Here is a 17,584-nt window from a genome sequence, read left to right as displayed (position 1 = left end):
ATTAATCTAGTACTATCTTCTATCTTATCAGATTACTTCGCTTCACGGAATATTTAACGACACGGCTTCCGATACTTGCTGCTATGAATACTTGTGCAGCATAATACGTCACCATGACAAAAGCATCGCGGTACGGAATCTCATATACGAACCGGTCAATGGCAAGTACCGAATCGGAGAACATGAACAAAAGCGCGCCAATAATGGCAAGCTTCAGCCGGGTTTTAATAGCCATCCAGCCCATCGTGAAAATAACTGCAATATAGGCGACTATCGCAATGCCAAGTACAATTTGTCCTTCTGCGAACTGAGATCCGGCAACCAAAACTGCGAAACCGACGCTGTATAACAATAACAAAATGGCGGCCCATATTGGAACGGGTTTGCGGCTTGCGCGCCTAAATGCGGCAATATAAAATAAATGACCAATGAAAAAAGTGACTAATCCTGCCATGAACCAATAGATGACACCGTCAGCAATCATACATACGAATAACCCTGTTAAAAGTATTTTTTTGTATGTTGTCGATACAAGCGGCGGCGTCATCGCAGCAAATAGAAGGATAAGCGCCATAGGTATTAGCTTCATAGTGATCTTAAAACTAACGGGTTCAGCTGGGATGAAAAAGATATAAATGGCTCCTATGATGACGATCGACGCCAATACGAAATTTCTCACTATATGTACAACTCCTTTCCCTACTAATTCATTTCGAGAAAGAGGTGTGAAATCCCTTTTAATCGAGTGTCGTCAATAATTTATTCGTCCGCAACACGTCAATGAATACTTCGAGCGCTTTCGTTTGGAAAGGAGTACTTGTCACAATGGAGAATTTTCGTGGATATGGAAGTCCAATAACAGGAAGCACCCGCAAGTCGCCACTTTTCAATTCTTTTTTCAATGACCAGTGGGAAAGCAAGCTAATGCCAAGTCCTGCTTCCACAGATTCCTTAATAGGTTGTGTACTGCTGAAATTCATGAGGCGGGTAGGAAAAATTTTGTGACATGCAAATAAATCATCAATTGCCGCCCGAGTACCTGAACCGCGCTCGCGCACAATCCACATCTCCTGTTCCAGTTCTTTTAGATCGATTGCTTTCGTCGTACTTGCAAGTGGGTGTGTGTTAGCACATACAATGACCATGGCGTCTTCTGCAAAGTCTTCAACAATCAATTTCGCTTCATTAAAAGCCCCTTCAACTATACCTATATCAAGCTGATGACTGGCGACAAGCTCCGCAACTGTTGCGGTATTGCCAATTGTCACTGTCGGCTGGATGTCGGGATAGGTGTGCTTCATATTGGCAATAATACGCGGAAGGACATACTCTCCGAAAGTGTAGCTTGCTCCGATTGCTAATGGGCCACTCGCTTTATGTGCCAAGTCATCTACAAGGTTCTGCATTTTCGTATATAAGGCAAGAATCTCTTTTGCGTGATGATAGACGATTTCCCCTGCTTGATTGAGCCGGACATATTTATTTGTTCGTTCGAGAAGTCTTGAACCGATTTGCTCTTCAAACTGTCGAATATATTGGCTCACTGCAGGTTGCGTCATATGATGTTCTTCCGCGGCACGAGAAAAGCTTTGTTTTTCCGCCACAGTGACGAAGATTTCAAGTTGAATATCGATGACGAATTCCTCCTTCTCTTTCGTATAATGAAACACTTATCATACCTATTACTATAAGTTATTTTACTTATCGTATCTACGGGTTTATTCTACAACTAGGAGGTGTTCGAGATGGCTCCGAATACTATAGGTAAAAAGGATGGCAACAAGACGGGCTTATGGCTTGCTGGAATTGCCTTTACATTTTTCATAGCATTACTTGGGTATTTATTAGCGAAAGTGCCAGGGTTCGATCATATCGGACAATTGGCGAGCGCCATTATTATTGCTGTCGTCATTAGACAGGTTTTCGGCTATCCGGAATTGCTGCGTGCTGGAATCGTTTTTTCATCAAAGAAGTTGCTTCGATTGGCGATTATTCTATATGGATTGAAGTTAAATATTGATGTTGTGTTCCGCGATGGATTAGGTTTATTAGCAAGAGATGCAGTCATCATCGCTTTTGCAATCGGCGCAATGGTGTTACTTGCAAAATGGATGAAAGCTGATAAAAATATTTCTTTGCTTCTTGGAGTCGGAACGGGCGTATGTGGCGCGGCGGCAATTGCTGCGATTGCTCCAATTGTTAAAGCGAAAGATGAAGATACTGCAATTGGTGTCGGTATTATCGCTTTAATGGGTACAGTATTTGCAATTGGCTATACGATTATCGGTCCATTATTACCGCTGATTCCAACAGACTTCGGTATTTGGTCTGGTATGAGTTTGCATGAATTGGCACACGTTGCGATAGCGGCAGAACCAGCTGGCGAGGATGCATTGGCGATTGCGTTACTTGCTAAATTGGGCCGCGTATTCCTTCTTGTGCCGCTGTGCTTTATCTTCATCTATATTATGAAGCGCAAAAGTAAAGGACAGGGAGATGAACAGAGCAAGATTGAATTCCCATATTTCCTTCTTGGTTTCATAGCTCTCAGCATCTTTGGCAGTTACGTATTAGGCCACTCCATCCCTGTAACAGACGGAGTGATGGCTGGCATCAGTACAATAACAACATGGTTATTGACTGCTGCAATGGTCGGTCTCGGATTGAATGTGAGCTTGAAGGACTTACGCGAACGTGCCATGAAACCTCTGCTTGCTATGACAATCGTATCCATTTTAGTTTCAGTATTGGCCTATTTCATCATCTGACGAAATGAAAAAGGGTTCTCCAGATTTATGGAGAACCCTTTTTACATATGATTTAGTTTACCGAATAATTCTTGTGTGCGACGACTGTTAGATTGGATGCGACTCCAATCAAGTCAGCATCTTCTTCAGAAATCTTCACGATAACCGAGTTTTCGAGAATTTTGAAGATTGTCCCATTCACTTCGTGATCATTGCGGACAAACGAAATCTCTTCATCGATATGACGAGCTGCGACAAAATCAGAAACGTCTTTCTCCTTACGTGGAAAAGCCAATCGAATCCCTCCTATTGTCATTTTTCATCACCGTTTTCTATTGGAAAAATGCTTAGGCATGTCCTAAGCAGATAGAAGTCATGATGAAACAACTAGTCGTTAGCGATGAATACCAAGTTGTCTATTACTAGTATACCATAAATTGTCGAACTTTGCAGAAACCTGATCTTGGAAATTGATTTAATTTGACGCAATACCTGAAGGGGTATAATATACAGAGTGAATGAGCAATGAAGGGAGCAATGTGAGATGAAATATGATGATAAAGTCGTCAATCGTTTAAAGAGGATTGAAGGTCAAATCAAAGGCGTATTGCGTATGATTGAAGAAGGCAAAGACTGTAAAGAAGTTGTCACTCAACTGTCAGCATCCCGTTCAGCGATCGATCGTACAATCGGAGTCATTGTCAGTTCGAATATTATTGAATGCATTCAGAATGCAGATGACAAGAATCCGATGTCACAAGAAGCGATTGTCAAAGAAGCAGTAGACTTGCTAGTAAAGAGTCGATGAATGGATTGACTCTTTTCTTTTTACATGGTAATATACCCTACGGGGTACGGTAATTTAGTAAATATGATATAGAGAGGGAGATAGCATTGTCAGAAACAAAAAAAACGACCATTGTTTTATTCAGCGGAGAGTATGATAAGGCAATGGCCGCCTACATTATTGCCAATGGAGCTGCCGCATACGATCACGAAGTGACGATATTCCATACGTTTTGGGGTTTAAATGCGTTGCGTAAAGAAGAGCTTGTATCTGTAAAAAAAGGTCTCCTTGAAAAGTTGTTCGGCAAGATGATGCCACGTGGAGCAGATAAAATGGGTATTTCCAAAATGAATTTTGCGGGTTTTGGACCTAAGATGATTAAGCATGTCATTCAAAAGCATAACGCAATGACGCTTCCGCAATTAATCGATCTGGCGCAAGAACAAGATATTAAGTTAGTAGCATGTACAATGACGATGGATTTATTGGGCCTTCAGCAAGAAGAACTAATAGAAGACATTGAGTACGCCGGCGTAGCTGCTTATTTAGCGGATGCACAAGACGGCAACGTGAATTTGTTTATTTAAAACAAGAGAATGATGGATGCTTAAAGTGGCCAGTTCATGATGGAATGGTCCTCACAAGAAACAATAATAGGAGGTTGTTAAAAATGAAAGACATCATTGCAAGTGATGTGGCAAAAAAAATGGTTGAGAAACAACCAGTGCATATAATCGATGTGCGTGAAGTGGATGAGGTAGCGCAAGGGAAAATTCCTGGGGCGGTTCATATTCCACTCGGTTTGTTGGAGTTCCGAATGCATGAATTGGATAAATCGGTGGAATATACAATGGTTTGTCGTTCGGGTGGTCGTAGTGGAATGGCGGCACAATTACTTGAAAGTCATGGCTACAAAGTGGTCAACATGACAGGTGGAATGATTGCCTGGAAGGGCGACATCGAGTAACAAAATTTTTTATTCAATAATATACCCCCACGGGCATTAAGGAGAGCTGAAATGATACAAACAGATATGGTTGTGGATGCGAAAGGATTAGCATGCCCAATGCCGATAGTGAAAACGCGGAAAGCAATGAAAGAATTGGCGTCGGGCAATGTCATGGAAGTTCAAGCGACTGATAAAGGATCAACGGCAGATTTGAAAGCATGGGCAACGAGTGCTGGGCATCAGTACTTAGGCACGACTGAACAGGATGGGACACTCACACACTATGTAAGAAAGTCGAATTCTGATGAAATACAGGACAAAACGTATCCCTATGTTGTTTCAAATGAAGAATTGGAGACGTTGCTTACGAATCGGGCGGAAATTGTTCTTTTAGATGTTCGCGAAGAGGCGGAATATGCTTTCGGACATATTCCCGGTGCAAAATCCGTACCATTGGGTGATCTTGATGCCGATTTGTCGATGGATAAAGATTCCCTGATCTATGTGATTTGCCGAAGCGGCAGTAGAAGCGATTTGGCAGCACAAAAACTGACGAATGCAGGGTTTGTGAATGTGATAAATGTTGTACCTGGTATGAGTGGTTGGAATGGAGTATTGGAAAAGTCTATGTAATGTGTGTTGATTTACAAACGAAACGAAACGTAAGAGGAGGATATAAGCATGACGGTTACAGCTATGACAGCAGGAGAACTTGCTAAAAAGGTAATTGCAAAAGAATCATTTTTCATCTTGGATGTGCGTAATGAAGATGCATTTGAAGATTGGAAAGTGGAAGGCGAAAATATTCAATACATGAACGTCCCTTATTTCGATTTGTTGGATGGAGTCGAAGACGTTCTTGACCAAATTCCGACGGACAAAGACGTTGTGGTCATTTGTGCGAAGGAAGGCTCTTCAATCTTTGTCGCAGAAATGCTTTCTGAAGAAGGAAGAAATGTTCACTATTTACAAGTTGGCATGAAAGCTTGGAGTGAGCATTTGGAGCCTGTTAAAGTCGGTGACTTGAAGGACGGGGGAGCCATTTATCAATTCGTTCGTATCGGTAAAGGTTGTCTTTCGTATATGGTCGTCTCTGACGGAGAAGCGGCAGTTATCGATGCAACGAGAATGACAGATGTGTTTATGAACTATGCAAATGAACTGGGGGTAACGATTACAAATGTGCTCGATACTCATTTGCATGCGGATCATATATCCGGTGGACGTAAAATTGCGGAGGCGGTCAATGGTGTTTATTGGCTTCCGCCAAAAGACGCAACGGAAGTGGTTTTCGAGTATGAGCCGTTAGAAGACGGTCGGACAATTTCAGTAGGAAATACAAAAATTGATATTCAAGCGTTGTATTCACCAGGTCATACAATCGGTTCGACGTCCTTTATCGTCGATGATGCGTACTTACTTTCAGGGGATATATTATTCATCGACTCAATTGGACGGCCAGATCTTGCAGGGTTAGCGGAGGATTGGGTTGGTGATTTACGTGAAACGTTGTATCGCCGTTACCGTGAACTTGCGGAAGATTTAATGGTTCTACCAGCCCATTTCATGATGATTGAAGAGTTGAATGCGGATGGTAGCGTTGCTGAGAAGTTGGGCACTTTATTCGCAAAAAATCATGGATTGAACATTGAGGATGAAGCGGAGTTCCGTGAAATGGTAACGGGCAATTTACCGCCACAACCCAATGCTTATCAAGAAATTCGACAAACGAATATGGGTAAAGTTGTGCCAGACGAAGAAACACAACGCGAGATGGAAATTGGTCCAAACCGTTGTGCAGTTAGATAAATCATACACACAAAAAGGAGCAGATTTTGAATGAATATAGCAAAAGTATTAGATGCAAAAGCGTTGGCGTGCCCAATGCCGGTCGTACGTGCAAGAAAGACGATGAAAGAAATGGAAACTGGAGAAATTCTTGAAGTCCTTACAACGGATAAAGGCTCGGTTGCTGATTTATCCGCATGGGCAAAGTCCAGTGGTCATGAAATGCTTGACCAAAAAGAAGATGCAGGTGTCTTCACGTTTTACATTAAAAAAGGTTGAGTAGAAGGGGGGAGGGTATCTGTGTAGGTACCCTTTTCCGAATGAAAAGGAGGAACAAGTAGATGGATATGGCGTTTATCATTACCATTTTCCTCATAGGGTTTGTAGGATCGTTTATATCTGGAATGGTTGGAATCGGTGGCTCGATTATTAAATATCCGATGCTGTTATACATTCCGCCATTACTCGGATTTGCGGCATTTTCTGCACATGAGGTGTCGGGAATCAGCGCTATACAGGTATTTTTTGCAACGATTTCAGGCGTGTGGGCGTATCGGAAAAGTGGTTACTTGAATAAGACACTTATCATATATATGGGTACTGCGATTTTAGTCGGTAGTTTCATCGGTGGATATGGCTCTAACCTGATTTCTGAGGGTTCAATCAATCTAGTCTACGGGATATTGGCGACAATCGCGGCGATTATGATGTTCATTCCTAAAAAGGGTCTCGATGATATCCCTGCGGATCAAGTCGTGTTCAATAAATGGCTGGCAGCTGGACTTGCATTTATTGTAGGAATAGCGGCAGGCATCGTCGGCGCAGCTGGTGCATTTATATTAGTGCCAATCATGCTCGTCGTATTGAAAATCCCGACGCGCATGACGATTGCAACGTCTCTTGCGATAACGTTCATCTCATCAATCGGCTCAACGTTCGGGAAGATTGTCACGGATCAGATTCTATATGGACCGGCAGCAATTATGATCGTTGCCAGCATAATTGCTGCACCGATTGGAGCGAAGTTAGGGCAGAAGATGAACACAAAGGTATTGCAGATGATATTAGCTGTGTTGATATTAGGAACTGCTATTAAAATTTGGTTGGATTTTTAATAAAGTGAGAAGCGATGCAGAGGGGAATCCTTTTGCATCGCTTTTTTTCGGTTATAGGGGTAATGGTGTTTTCCATAATATGGGCGAGCGGTGATGGAATGGCTTTAAGCGGTGATAGCAGGTGAATAAGCGGTGATGGAATACATATAAGCGGTGATAGACTTTTTTAAAAGCTTTAATATGGCGTTTAGTTAGCTGTAAAAAAGCGAGTCGGTGGTAAACGGCGGAGAGTCGGTGGTAACCCACTCGTAATGACAACTGCGCTGAGTTTAACGCCACAAAAAAGCACTGCAGAAGGTTATTTCCCTCTGCAGCGCTTCGTCATTTCATCGAAGTGTGCGAGACGTCGCTTGAATCATGCTATCTTTCACATGCTTCGCCGTCTTTTTCCTCTTGACGAATAGGAAGTAGGAGGCGACTGTGATTCCTGCTACGAGTAATGTGAGCACTGCTTGGACGCGTAGTGATTCGATAATGAGCATGGCTACGAAAATTCCGATGATCGCGATGATGGAGAAGTATGTGAGATATGGATAGAGCCACATTTTAATCTCCAATGCTTCAGGATTTTCCCTCTCCATTTTTTTACGCATGCGCAATTGCGAAAATGCAATGACGAGATACACTAAAAGTGCTACTGCGCCTGACGAATTGATGAGGAATAAGAAAATGACATCAGGTGACGTGTAACTGAAAATGACCGCAATGTACGAGAAAATCGTACTGAACAAAATTGCACGCACTGGCACACCTTTTTTGCTTAACTTCGTAAATGCCTTCGGTGCATCACCCTTTTTCGCCATTCCAAAAAGCATTCGTGAGTTTGCGTAGAGTGCCGAATTCAAACAAGACAATACAGCAGTCAATATGACGAAGTTCATAATTTGTGCAGCTGCCGGGATGCCGACATAGTCAAGAACCGCTACGAACGGACTGACGAGAATATTGGCAGAGTTCCAAGGTAGCAACGTGACGACGATTGCGATGGATCCGATGTAAAAAACGAGAATTCTCCAGATTACGCTATTCGTCGCAATCCGTACCGCTTTTGTCGGATGGTCCGACTCTCCAGCAGCGATAGCGACAATTTCGGTCCCCATGAATGAAAAGATGACAACCGTAATGCCTAATAACACTGCTCCAAATCCAGATGGCATGAACCCACCTTCACCAATTAGGTTAATTGTCCCAGGTGAATCAATGCTTGGGAACCAGCCGAAGATGACAGCCAGTCCTAGAACGAGGAACAATGCAATACTCACAACTTTTATAAGTGAGAACCAGTACTCAAACTCACCGAATGACTTGACGGAAAACATGTTTGTCATCGTCAACAACACAGTAAGAATCAGTGCCATTAACCAGACAGGCATACCAGGAATCCAATATTGGATGATGGCTGCACCGGCGATTGCTTCGATGGCAATGACGACTACCCAGAAAAACCAATATAACCAGCCGATTGTAAAGCCTGCCCACGGACCAATCGCCTCCGAAGCATATGTAGAAAAAGAGCCGCTTGTCGGATTGGCAGACGCCATTTCCCCAAGCATCCGCATAACCAATACGACGAGAAATCCTGCAAATGCATACGATAAGATGGCACCTGGACCGGTTGCATTGATGACCGCGCCACTTCCTACGAACAGTCCTGCACCGATGACACCCGCAATTGAAATCATACTAATATGGCGTATTTTTAAATCAGGATTCAACTTCTTCTCTTCCAATTCTTGTGGTTCATCAGACATGTACTAATCCCCCTCTTTCTTTTTAAATTCAGAAATTCTGTAAGCGATTACAAAACGACTATATGAAAATTTCTGATTACTTAAATACATTCTACATAATTAGTTCGGCTGGCGAATTGGACAAACTGTAATCGTATGCGCGTCTGTATTTCACTATTTGTTAAAAAGGGAGGTAAATAGTTAATTTTTCATTTGAATGAACCGCTGAGCATGTACCGCAACTTCGATTGCCAGTCGATTTGTCGGTTCCATGAAGTCGTTGCCTAAAATCGTTTCGAGTTTTTCCAGCCGATGATAAAGCGTTTGGCGAACGATGAAAAGGCGTTCTGCGGTCTCTTTTTTCGAACCGCCACATTCTAAATAGATACTCAGTGTTTCAAACAGCTCACTATCCATTTCGGCGTCATATGCAATGACGGGTGCTAAATGGTCGTCTATAAATGTTTGCAACTGCTCTGTCGTACTAAGTTTTGAAAGCAATCTATAAATACCAAGCTTTTCATAAAAGTACGTATTGATAAGTTTCATTTTATGTAGCGTTAATACTTTTCTTGACTCTTCGTACCCTTTTGGAATGTCGACGATAGATTGATAGACGGAGCTAATACCGAATTGGCAGCGACTTCCGATTAAGTAGTCACCATTTTCAAGTCCTTTAATTTGTTGAATTAATAGAATGAAACGCTCTGTTGATTTCATATATTCAGTAGCCGATAAGAAAGATGCAATAATGATCATTTCATTCTTCACACTTGAAACAGCCGGGAAAAATCCGTTTCTATTACATAAGGCGCGTAGTGTCATGGATCGTTGTATGCGTATTTCTTCCCAGTCGTCTTCATCTATATCTGTATTTGGTTCATTCACATCAATCGTTATAATTCTGTAATACATATTGCTACTAGGAGTTGGGAGAAAAGCACTTATTTCATCTTGATCGACAGGTCTTCCATTCAACAGATTTCTGACAAACTCACCTTCACTTTTTTGCTTGCGTTCTGCGATTGTTCTGCTTCGCAATAGCACTTGAGCAATGGCGAGTGCTGCGCGGTCCAACAGTAAAAAGGTCATATCAGCAGTTCTTGGTGGAATGAATTCCAAGCAAACAAATCCAAGTAATTGGCCAAGACCACGTATAGGCATGCAGGCAAACCATCTATTATTTGCGTTAATAAAATATTCATCAGTATGGGATTCTGTAGGCGTGCTATTGAGCTGGCGTTCAAGTTCCCTTTCTACTCCTTTCATTTCAGAAGGATAATAATACGATTTTTGAAGATCGCCTATATAGAGCACTCCTTGCCTGAAAAAGGCATGCATTTCTTGTAGGATCTTCAATATGCCGTTAGGTGATAACGACAGATCGATGAATTTTCTTGATAATGTATCGAGTTGGGACAACATATGGTGATGTTGATTGATGATTAATGTATGTAAGTCTTGCGTAATATCGACGAATTTTACAGTGTTTTCGAATACGATAATCGGGAAATCGTATTTATCCGCCAAAGTGATGATGTCGGCAGGTATTTCAGTGAAATAAGGACCGAGTTCGATACAAATGCAAGCGACTTCCTTTTCAATCAACCGTTTCACATATTTCAATTGAGTTGGCAAATCAAGTTGAAGGCCGACACCTGTCGTCAAAATCAGCTCTCCCCCATTAATGAGAGATTCAAAGTCTTTTACTTCCAGAACATGCACCCATTTTACATGCCGGTTCAAACCATCATGTCCTGCAACCACTTTTGCATTTCTGAATAAAGGCCGATCGAGCACTTTTGTTATCGGTATGTGTAATTCTTCCATTCTGCGTCCCTCCATAACGTAAAAAAAGAGTCTTCATCATTTGACATAATGTAAAGTGCCAAGAGAATGAATAGTTTGTAAAGTATATGGAGAAGTGTAACAGAAAATTGATTTAAGCCGCAAGTATAGATTAAGAGGAGGAATTGGGATGCAAACAGTGACTGAAAAGAAAATGCTTTCAAATTTTGTAAATGGACAATGGGTAAAATCAAAGACGGATCGATATGAAGAAGTACCAAATCCAGCGACAGGAGAAATCCTTGCAGAAGTCCCCATTTCAACAACAGAAGATTTGGAAGAAGCGGTAGCGGTTGCAAAGGAAGCATTTAAAACATGGAAGAAAACACCGGTTCCACAGCGCTCTCGTATTTTATTTAACTACCAGCAATTGCTTGTGAAGCATTGGGATGAGTTGGCAAAGCTGATTACGCTGGAGAATGGTAAAAACTATACCGAAGCATACGGTGAAGTGTTGCGTGGCATCGAATGTGTGGAGTTTGCGGCAGGGGCACCTACATTGATGATGGGGTACCAGCTTCCGGACATCGCTTCCAATATCGAATCGGGTGCTTATCGTTACCCGATAGGTGTTATCGGTGGCATCACACCTTTCAATTTCCCGATGATGGTGCCTTGCTGGATGTTCCCTATGGCGATTGCGACTGGGAATACATTCATATTGAAGCCTTCGGAGCGGACACCGTTGCTTGCGAACCGTCTCGCAGAATTATTGACTGAAGCAGGTCTTCCTGACGGTGTATTCAATATTGTGCATGGTGCGCATGACGTCGTAAATGGCATTTTGAATCACCCAGACATTCCTGCAGTTTCGTTCGTAGGATCCCAGCCGGTTGCAGAGTATGTATACAAGACAGGGACGGCAAATGGTAAGCGTGTCCAAGCTTTAGCCGGTGCCAAAAACCATACTATTGTTTTACCTGATGCAAATATGGAGTTAGCTGTAAAAGATATTATCAATGCTGCATTCGGTTCAGCTGGTGAACGTTGCATGGCGTGTTCGGTCGTCGTAGCAGTAGGGGATGTGGCGGATACACTTGTTGAGAGACTCGTAGAAGAATCCGATAAATTAACGATTGGAAATGGCATGGAAGAAGGGATTTTCCTCGGGCCAGTCATCCGCGACGCTCATAAAGACCGTACGCTTTCGTATATCGAAACGGGCTTGGAAGAAGGCGCGAAACTGTTACGTGACGGTAGAAACGATAAGTCTTCTTCAGAAGGCGGCTACTTTGTCGGACCGACAATCTTCGACAATGTGACGAAGGAAATGAAGATTTGGAAAGATGAAATCTTCGCGCCAGTGCTATCCATTGTCCGTGTGAGCACATTGGATGAAGCAATCGCTTATGCAAATGAATCCGAATTTGCAAACGGTGCGTGCTTATTTACAGACAGTGCGAAGGCGATCCGCCAGTTCCGCGAAGAAATCGATGCAGGGATGCTTGGCGTTAATCTTGGAGTACCAGCACCGATGGCATTCTTCCCGTTCTCGGGCTATAAAAAGTCGTTTTATGGAGATCTGCATGCAAACGGCCGTGATGGTGTCGAATTTTATACACGTAAGAAAATGCTGACAGCACGTCATTCCTACTAAGAAACGGAGATGGAGAAAATGACATCAGTACATGAGCAAACAAAATCGTTAGTTGAAAAAGACCGTGAAAACATTTGGCACCATATTTCTGCCTACAATGAAAAAAATCCACCGATGGTTATCGAAAAAGGTGAAGGAGCTTGGATTACAGACCATAAAGGCGACCGTTATTTGGATGGAATGGCGGGCTTATGGGCAGTGAATGTTGGCTATGGTCGAGAAGAAATGGCAGAAGCTGCGTATGAGCAAATGAAAAAGCTGGCATACGTTCCGATGACACAGAGTCATGGTCCTGCGATTGAACTTGCGGAGAAAGTGAATGAACTGCTTGGCGGGGACTACAAAATCTTTTATTCGAATTCAGGATCTGATGCGAATGAAGTAGCTTTCAAGCTGGCACGCCAATTCCATCAACAAAATGGAGAACATTCACGCTATAAATTCATCTCCCGCTATCGTGCGTACCACGGCAGTTCGATGGGAGCTCTAGCAGCGACAGGTCAGGCATTGCGTAAATATAAATATGAGCCACTGGCACCAGGCTTCTTGCATATTGCACCTCCTGATAATTATCGTCGGCCGGCGGGTCAGTCCGTAGGAGAGTACAATATTCAACGGGCGCAAGAATTTGAAGAGAAAATCATTTGGGAGCAGAAAGAGACGATTGCGGGGATTATTATGGAGCCGCTAATTACGGGTGGCGGTATCTTAATTCCCGATCCGATTTACGTAGAAAAGGTCCAGGAAATTTGTACACGTCATGGCGTATTGCTCATTATTGACGAAGTGATTTGCGGCTTCGGACGAACAGGGAAAATGTTCGGTCACCAGCATTTTAAGTGCAAACCGGATATCGTTACGATGGCTAAAGGGTTAACGAGCGCGTACTTGCCGCTGTCGATTACGGCGATCCGTAAAGATATTTATGACCAATTCGATACAGGAGAAGACAATAGTCATTTCCGACACGTCAATACATTCGGTGGGAATCCGGCAGCTTGTGCGCTCGCGCTTAAGAATATTGAAATTATCGAACGTGAGCGACTTGTTGAACGATCTGCGGAATTGGGCGAGAGGTTGCTCAAGGAATTGGCGGAATTGAACGAGCATCCACACGTTGGCGATATTCGCGGATTAGGCTTCCTTCTTGGCATTGAGCTTGTGGAGAATAAAGACACGAAAGAGCCTGCCACGAATGAACGGATGGCGAGAATCATGGGTGCTTGTAAGGCGAACGGCCTGATAGTCGGCAAGAACGGCGACACCGTAGCAGGGTACAATAATATCCTAGCATTGAGCCCGCCATTATCCTGTACAGATGAGGATTTTGACTTTATTGTTGCTGTGTTGAAGAAAGTATTTAACGAGAATAAGTGAGATTGAATTTACCCCAGTGCCATATAAGTATGGTTGCTGGGGTTTTGTGGTTTTGATGGATTTGACGGTATACTAAAAACAACAAGATACACGTAACGAAAGGGTAGGGGGAGTATGAAAATGAGTACTACACATTTAATCAAAATAAGAGACATCAGCATGGAGGATTATGAAGCCGTTTTAAGTTGGAGTAAGGACGAAGCTTTTTGTTCTGCGAATGGATGGGAGCTGAATAGAAGCGAGGATGAATTGCATAGATGGTGGATGTATTGTGTAAATCGTGAATCTAATGATTTTATTCGCAAGGCGATAGAATTGGAAGGCAAATTAATAGGTTATGCGGATTTAGCCGATATTCAAGGTCAGTCAGCTGAATTAGGCATCGCAATTGGTGAGAGTGGGCTTTGGGGTAAGGGGATTGGAGCTCACTCTATTAGAAGTATGATGAGCTATGCAACTGCAACGTTAGGCATTACAGTGTTCTACGCAGAAACGCATGAAGCGAATATACGAGCACAAAAAATGTTGGAGAAAGTAGGGTTCCTAGAAGTAAGTAGGATTGGAACAGAAGAATATTTAGGACAGGAAGACCGACTATTTCAATTTAGATTCGAATAAAATATGATATGCAAACAATAAATCGACAGGAGGGTGGCACTTCGTTGAAGAAAATCATTGGATTGCTTATGTTAGTTGGAATATTGCTATCGGGTTGTGCGGACAAAGATGCTCCTAATTGGGAAGTGAGCCCTGTATTTACGGATGACAACAACAAGACTTTCCATGGTGTCGAAGGGAAATTCGGTTTGTTCAAAGCAAATGGTGAACCGGATGAACCGGAGTTTTCTGCTGGTCAAGGAAGGCTGTATGATGTGTACTTTCTTGAAAGTGCTGCCGATTTTGTAGGTGAAAGATACAAGATGACTGCTACACATAAAGAGAGTGGTAAAACTGTGGAACTGTATGAATGGGATATTAGCAATGCTCAAAGTGGTGCGAAATTTGGATTTGATGAGTCGGGGGTATGGAAAATCGATGTGGCAGTAGATGACAAGCCCTATACTAGTTTTGTTATTGAGGTAAAGTAATACTATCTTAACTGAAAATGTAAATGCATAATATGAAATTTAAACAAGCCCAGCGCCAATATGTTTTGGTTGCTGGAATTTTTTTAGTGGCATGCAAACCTCGTCGAATTCATCAGAAATAGAGAGAGTCGGTGATAAAGTGTGGCAAGTCGGTGATAAGTAGTCGAGAGTCGGTGATAAAGTCGCTCAAGTCGGTGATAACCATCTCCAAGTCGGTGATAACCACATCATTACTGTTAAATGTCGTTCTATCGCTCCCTCTACGAGCCTACAAATGACCTCTACTCCTTCCCCATAATTTACGGTATGATGGAAATATGAGGAATAAAGTAGATAGATAATGAGGTGAGCCGGTTGTTGAAAAAGATTTTCCATAGGGAACGAAAGATCACACCCGAAGTGGAGAAATTGATCTTTGAGAAATATTATAATCGTGTTTACCATACAGCTTATTTCATTGTGAAAGATCCTGATTTGGCACAAGATATATTACAGGAAAGCTTTATGAAGGCATTTCGTAATATTGAGCGTGTGCATGAAATCGAAAAAATCGGGGCTTGGCTTGCGACGATAACAACAAGAACCGCCATTGACCACTTAAGAAAAATGAAAAGATGGAATGATTACGCTGTAGATGACGTCTTACTTACTAAAGAGCTACTCAATGCAGAAATCGACCAGATATCTGTCGTGGAAATTGCTGCTGAAAAAAAGCTGATCAAGAAAGTTATGTGGGAAGAAATCGACAAGTTAACGCCTGCTCATAAGGAAGTGTTGTACCTGTATTATTATGAAGACTTGACGTATGAGGAGATTTCTGTCTTATTGGATGTGAAATTGGCAACAGTGAAGACACGAGTGCACAGAGCTAAGCTGAAGTTAAAGGAAGCATTGGAACAACAAACGGAATTGATGGAGGTGGTGTTAGATGTCAAGAGCTGAAAAGCATGAAGTAGATCACATCATCTGTGAAGCATTAAACGAGCAAATAAGTAAACAACCCGCGTCAGAAATGTCAGTTGAAGATGCTTGGACAATTCTTGAGACAAAGCGGATTGCAGAAAAAGCAAGTCGACCAGTCCGTCGAAAGTTCCCTAGTAAAAGCTTGCTTGTAGTGGCTGCTGCATGTCTTCTCTTTTTTATAATCTTGTCTCCTCAGCAAGGGGCTGCATTTGATAATTGGGTTACATTTTATCAAAAGTTCCAAGGGTCAGTAATTCAGATATTTGGTGGGAACACAACGCATACGGCTGATATAGATGCACCTCATGCGGAGGGTGAAGACTCGGCTTTTCAAGTGATGGACGTTGAGTATGTGACCGAACAATTAAATCTGGAAGAAGCTCAGAAAGTAACAGCATTCACTATTAAGTCTCCGATCGTCCCTTCAGATTACCAGCTGACAAGTGTTACTGTCATCAGAGAGGAAAGTCAATTGAGTTCCGAAATCACCTTGAATTATTTAGGGAATGGCAAGCGAGTACGAATTGATCAAAAGCTACTGGAAGGCGAGTTTGGCTTAGGCATGGTCGCAGATAGAGAAGATACAAAAGTGAAAGAGTTGTTCATCAACGAACGACAAGCGACCTTGATACTATTTAAAAATGGAGTACGCCAATTGATATGGACAACGCCAAGCCGCTATTACAGTATTGAAGGAAATGTAGAGGAAAAGGAAATCGTAGCACTTGCAAAGTCGATGTAGACATAAATAGGCTGTTCTATAAAGTCGTGTTTGATGACTATATAGAACAGCCTCCTATTTTCCTGTGAAGTATCCAACACGTAAATAGTAAGAAATGATTACAGTAAATTTACGTTGAACTTTTCTTCTTTTTGAAAACCGCACTCACCCTAGGCTCCGTCCGTTCGCGAATTCGTTTAATATTTTCCCGATGTTTCCAAACAGCCATTGCAAAAAGTACCAGGGCAATAATAATCGGCCAGTAGCCAACCATCCAAATGGCCCCTGCGAGAAAAGTTACGTAGAGCATAAAAACACCGTACACAAGAATATCGGTCATCAGTGCAACGAGGATGAACAACACAAGACCTACAAGGCCAAACCGCCAATCAAGAGCGAACAGTACACCGATAACGGTAGCGGTCCCTTTACCGCCATTGAAGTTCATATAGAACGGAAAGTTGTGCCCGAAAACGACTGCTACGCCGACTAGAAAAAGCATCGCGGTCAAATGTTCAACGGGAAGGCCAAATTGTTCAGCGGCAACACGAACTGCTAAAATAGCAAAAGCCCCTTTGCCTATATCTATAATGGCGACAAGTGCACCGAATCGCTTCCCGAGAACAATCATTGCGTTAGACGCACCTGCATTCTTTACACCCGTTTCTTTCAAATTAACTCCTGAAAACCACTGCGCCACCGTGGATCCATGTAAGCATCCTATGAGATATCCAAATACGATAACGCCAATTATCCATATCCCCATAAAAATTCCCCCAATAAAAATATATACTCATCATAACACTCTGTGTACAAACAACCTTCAGAAAAATTATACATAAGTACTTGACAGATGAAAAGAAGAGCCCTATAC

The 17,584-nt window shown here is 42.4% G+C and carries 20 protein-coding genes; 14 read left to right on the top strand and 6 right to left on the bottom strand.

Features of this window, described 5'->3' with window-relative positions; all coding sequences use genetic code 11:
- Positions 1–19 precede the first annotated feature (19 nt).
- A complete protein-coding gene (locus tag H9649_RS12810; RefSeq protein WP_191695296.1) occupies positions 20–679 on the bottom strand; it encodes a lysoplasmalogenase in 660 nt (219 codons plus the stop codon).
- 58 nt (positions 680–737) lie between these two features.
- Positions 738–1,634, bottom strand: a complete 897-nt coding sequence (locus tag H9649_RS12805) for a LysR family transcriptional regulator (RefSeq protein WP_191695326.1) — start codon at positions 1,632–1,634, stop codon at positions 738–740.
- Between the two features lie 111 nt (positions 1,635–1,745).
- On the opposite strand from H9649_RS12805, the gene H9649_RS12800 reads away from it, so the two are divergent.
- Positions 1,746–2,768: a YeiH family protein gene (locus tag H9649_RS12800; protein WP_191695295.1), complete on the top strand. Its 1,023-nt coding sequence runs from the start codon at positions 1,746–1,748 to the stop codon at positions 2,766–2,768.
- Positions 2,769–2,820: 52 nt separating this feature from the next.
- On the opposite strand, the gene H9649_RS12795 is transcribed toward H9649_RS12800, so the two are convergent.
- Complete coding sequence (locus H9649_RS12795) at positions 2,821–3,042, bottom strand: DUF2187 family protein (protein ID WP_191695294.1); 222 nt, start codon at positions 3,040–3,042, stop codon at positions 2,821–2,823.
- Positions 3,043–3,291: 249 nt separating this feature from the next.
- On the opposite strand from H9649_RS12795, the gene H9649_RS12790 reads away from it, so the two are divergent.
- From H9649_RS12790 to H9649_RS12760, 7 genes are all read left to right on the top strand, one after another.
- Positions 3,292–3,555 carry a metal-sensitive transcriptional regulator gene (locus H9649_RS12790; protein WP_191695293.1) on the top strand — a complete coding sequence of 88 codons (264 nt, stop codon included), beginning with the start codon at positions 3,292–3,294 and terminating at the stop codon, positions 3,553–3,555.
- Between the two features lie 86 nt (positions 3,556–3,641).
- Complete coding sequence (locus H9649_RS12785; RefSeq protein ID WP_191695292.1) at positions 3,642–4,121, top strand: DsrE/DsrF/DrsH-like family protein; 480 nt, start codon at positions 3,642–3,644, stop codon at positions 4,119–4,121.
- Between the two features lie 83 nt (positions 4,122–4,204).
- On the top strand, positions 4,205–4,501 hold the full coding sequence (locus H9649_RS12780; RefSeq protein WP_191695291.1) for a rhodanese-like domain-containing protein: 297 nt from the start codon (positions 4,205–4,207) through the stop codon (positions 4,499–4,501).
- 51 nt (positions 4,502–4,552) lie between these two features.
- Positions 4,553–5,116 carry a sulfurtransferase TusA family protein gene (locus H9649_RS12775; RefSeq protein WP_191695290.1) on the top strand — a complete coding sequence of 188 codons (564 nt, stop codon included), beginning with the start codon at positions 4,553–4,555 and terminating at the stop codon, positions 5,114–5,116.
- 48 nt (positions 5,117–5,164) lie between these two features.
- Positions 5,165–6,292: an MBL fold metallo-hydrolase gene (locus tag H9649_RS12770; RefSeq protein WP_191695289.1), complete on the top strand. Its 1,128-nt coding sequence runs from the start codon at positions 5,165–5,167 to the stop codon at positions 6,290–6,292.
- 30 nt (positions 6,293–6,322) lie between these two features.
- Positions 6,323–6,550: a sulfurtransferase TusA family protein gene (locus H9649_RS12765; RefSeq protein ID WP_191695288.1), complete on the top strand. Its 228-nt coding sequence runs from the start codon at positions 6,323–6,325 to the stop codon at positions 6,548–6,550.
- Positions 6,551–6,612: 62 nt separating this feature from the next.
- A complete protein-coding gene (locus H9649_RS12760; protein ID WP_191695287.1) occupies positions 6,613–7,386 on the top strand; it encodes a sulfite exporter TauE/SafE family protein in 774 nt (257 codons plus the stop codon).
- Between the two features lie 326 nt (positions 7,387–7,712).
- Here H9649_RS12760 and gabP read toward each other — a convergent pair whose 3' ends face one another.
- Positions 7,713–9,137, bottom strand: a complete 1,425-nt coding sequence (gene gabP, locus H9649_RS12755; protein ID WP_191695286.1) for a GABA permease — start codon at positions 9,135–9,137, stop codon at positions 7,713–7,715.
- Between the two features lie 180 nt (positions 9,138–9,317).
- On the bottom strand, positions 9,318–10,946 hold the full coding sequence (locus H9649_RS12750) for a PucR family transcriptional regulator (RefSeq protein ID WP_191695285.1): 1,629 nt from the start codon (positions 10,944–10,946) through the stop codon (positions 9,318–9,320).
- Positions 10,947–11,094: 148 nt separating this feature from the next.
- Here H9649_RS12750 and H9649_RS12745 point away from each other — a divergent pair, with 148 nt between their 5' ends.
- The 6 genes from H9649_RS12745 to H9649_RS12720 all read left to right on the top strand — a co-directional run bounded on the left by H9649_RS12745 (position 11,095) and on the right by H9649_RS12720 (position 16,731).
- Positions 11,095–12,561, top strand: coding sequence for a CoA-acylating methylmalonate-semialdehyde dehydrogenase (locus H9649_RS12745; RefSeq protein WP_191695284.1), 1,467 nt, complete (start codon positions 11,095–11,097; stop codon positions 12,559–12,561).
- An 18-nt stretch (positions 12,562–12,579) separates the two neighbouring features.
- Entirely contained in the window at positions 12,580–13,938 is a 1,359-nt protein-coding gene (locus H9649_RS12740) for an aspartate aminotransferase family protein (protein ID WP_191695283.1), read from the top strand.
- A 120-nt stretch (positions 13,939–14,058) separates the two neighbouring features.
- Positions 14,059–14,556 (top strand): GNAT family N-acetyltransferase, encoded by a 498-nt coding sequence (locus tag H9649_RS12735; protein ID WP_191695282.1) that lies wholly within the window; start codon positions 14,059–14,061, stop codon positions 14,554–14,556.
- A gap of 44 nt (positions 14,557–14,600) precedes the next feature.
- Positions 14,601–15,026 carry a hypothetical protein gene (locus H9649_RS12730; protein ID WP_191695281.1) on the top strand — a complete coding sequence of 142 codons (426 nt, stop codon included), beginning with the start codon at positions 14,601–14,603 and terminating at the stop codon, positions 15,024–15,026.
- Positions 15,027–15,380: 354 nt separating this feature from the next.
- Positions 15,381–15,968 carry an RNA polymerase sigma factor gene (locus H9649_RS12725; RefSeq protein ID WP_191695280.1) on the top strand — a complete coding sequence of 196 codons (588 nt, stop codon included), beginning with the start codon at positions 15,381–15,383 and terminating at the stop codon, positions 15,966–15,968.
- Positions 15,955–16,731 (top strand): DUF4367 domain-containing protein, encoded by a 777-nt coding sequence (locus H9649_RS12720; protein ID WP_191695279.1) that lies wholly within the window; start codon positions 15,955–15,957, stop codon positions 16,729–16,731. Before H9649_RS12725 ends, H9649_RS12720 begins: the two co-directional genes overlap by 14 nt.
- A gap of 109 nt (positions 16,732–16,840) precedes the next feature.
- On the opposite strand, the gene H9649_RS12715 is transcribed toward H9649_RS12720, so the two are convergent.
- Entirely contained in the window at positions 16,841–17,476 is a 636-nt protein-coding gene (locus H9649_RS12715; protein ID WP_191695278.1) for a glycerol-3-phosphate acyltransferase, read from the bottom strand.
- Between the last annotated feature and the right edge of the window lie 108 nt (positions 17,477–17,584).

This window comes from Sporosarcina quadrami, assembly GCF_014836615.1.
GTDB classification, from domain to species: Bacteria; Bacillota; Bacilli; order Bacillales_A; family Planococcaceae; genus Sporosarcina; species Sporosarcina quadrami.
The sequence above is the reverse complement of the archived record's forward strand: the minus strand, read 5'-3'. Positions and strand labels throughout refer to the sequence as shown.

Coding starts and splice junctions, on each gene's coding strand:
- H9649_RS12800 (WP_191695295.1), top strand. CDS start 1,746: ATGGCTCCGAATACTATAGGTAAAAAGGATGGCAACAAGACGGGCTTA.
- H9649_RS12790 (WP_191695293.1), top strand. CDS start 3,292: ATGAAATATGATGATAAAGTCGTCAATCGTTTAAAGAGGATTGAAGGT.
- H9649_RS12780 (WP_191695291.1), top strand. CDS start 4,205: ATGAAAGACATCATTGCAAGTGATGTGGCAAAAAAAATGGTTGAGAAA.
- H9649_RS12775 (WP_191695290.1), top strand. CDS start 4,553: ATGATACAAACAGATATGGTTGTGGATGCGAAAGGATTAGCATGCCCA.
- H9649_RS12770 (WP_191695289.1), top strand. CDS start 5,165: ATGACGGTTACAGCTATGACAGCAGGAGAACTTGCTAAAAAGGTAATT.
- H9649_RS12765 (WP_191695288.1), top strand. CDS start 6,323: ATGAATATAGCAAAAGTATTAGATGCAAAAGCGTTGGCGTGCCCAATG.
- H9649_RS12760 (WP_191695287.1), top strand. CDS start 6,613: ATGGATATGGCGTTTATCATTACCATTTTCCTCATAGGGTTTGTAGGA.
- gabP (WP_191695286.1), bottom strand. CDS start 9,137: ATGTCTGATGAACCACAAGAATTGGAAGAGAAGAAGTTGAATCCTGAT.
- H9649_RS12750 (WP_191695285.1), bottom strand. CDS start 10,946: ATGGAAGAATTACACATACCGATAACAAAAGTGCTCGATCGGCCTTTA.
- H9649_RS12745 (WP_191695284.1), top strand. CDS start 11,095: ATGCAAACAGTGACTGAAAAGAAAATGCTTTCAAATTTTGTAAATGGA.
- H9649_RS12740 (WP_191695283.1), top strand. CDS start 12,580: ATGACATCAGTACATGAGCAAACAAAATCGTTAGTTGAAAAAGACCGT.
- H9649_RS12735 (WP_191695282.1), top strand. CDS start 14,059: ATGAGTACTACACATTTAATCAAAATAAGAGACATCAGCATGGAGGAT.
- H9649_RS12720 (WP_191695279.1), top strand. CDS start 15,955: ATGTCAAGAGCTGAAAAGCATGAAGTAGATCACATCATCTGTGAAGCA.
- H9649_RS12715 (WP_191695278.1), bottom strand. CDS start 17,476: ATGGGGATATGGATAATTGGCGTTATCGTATTTGGATATCTCATAGGA.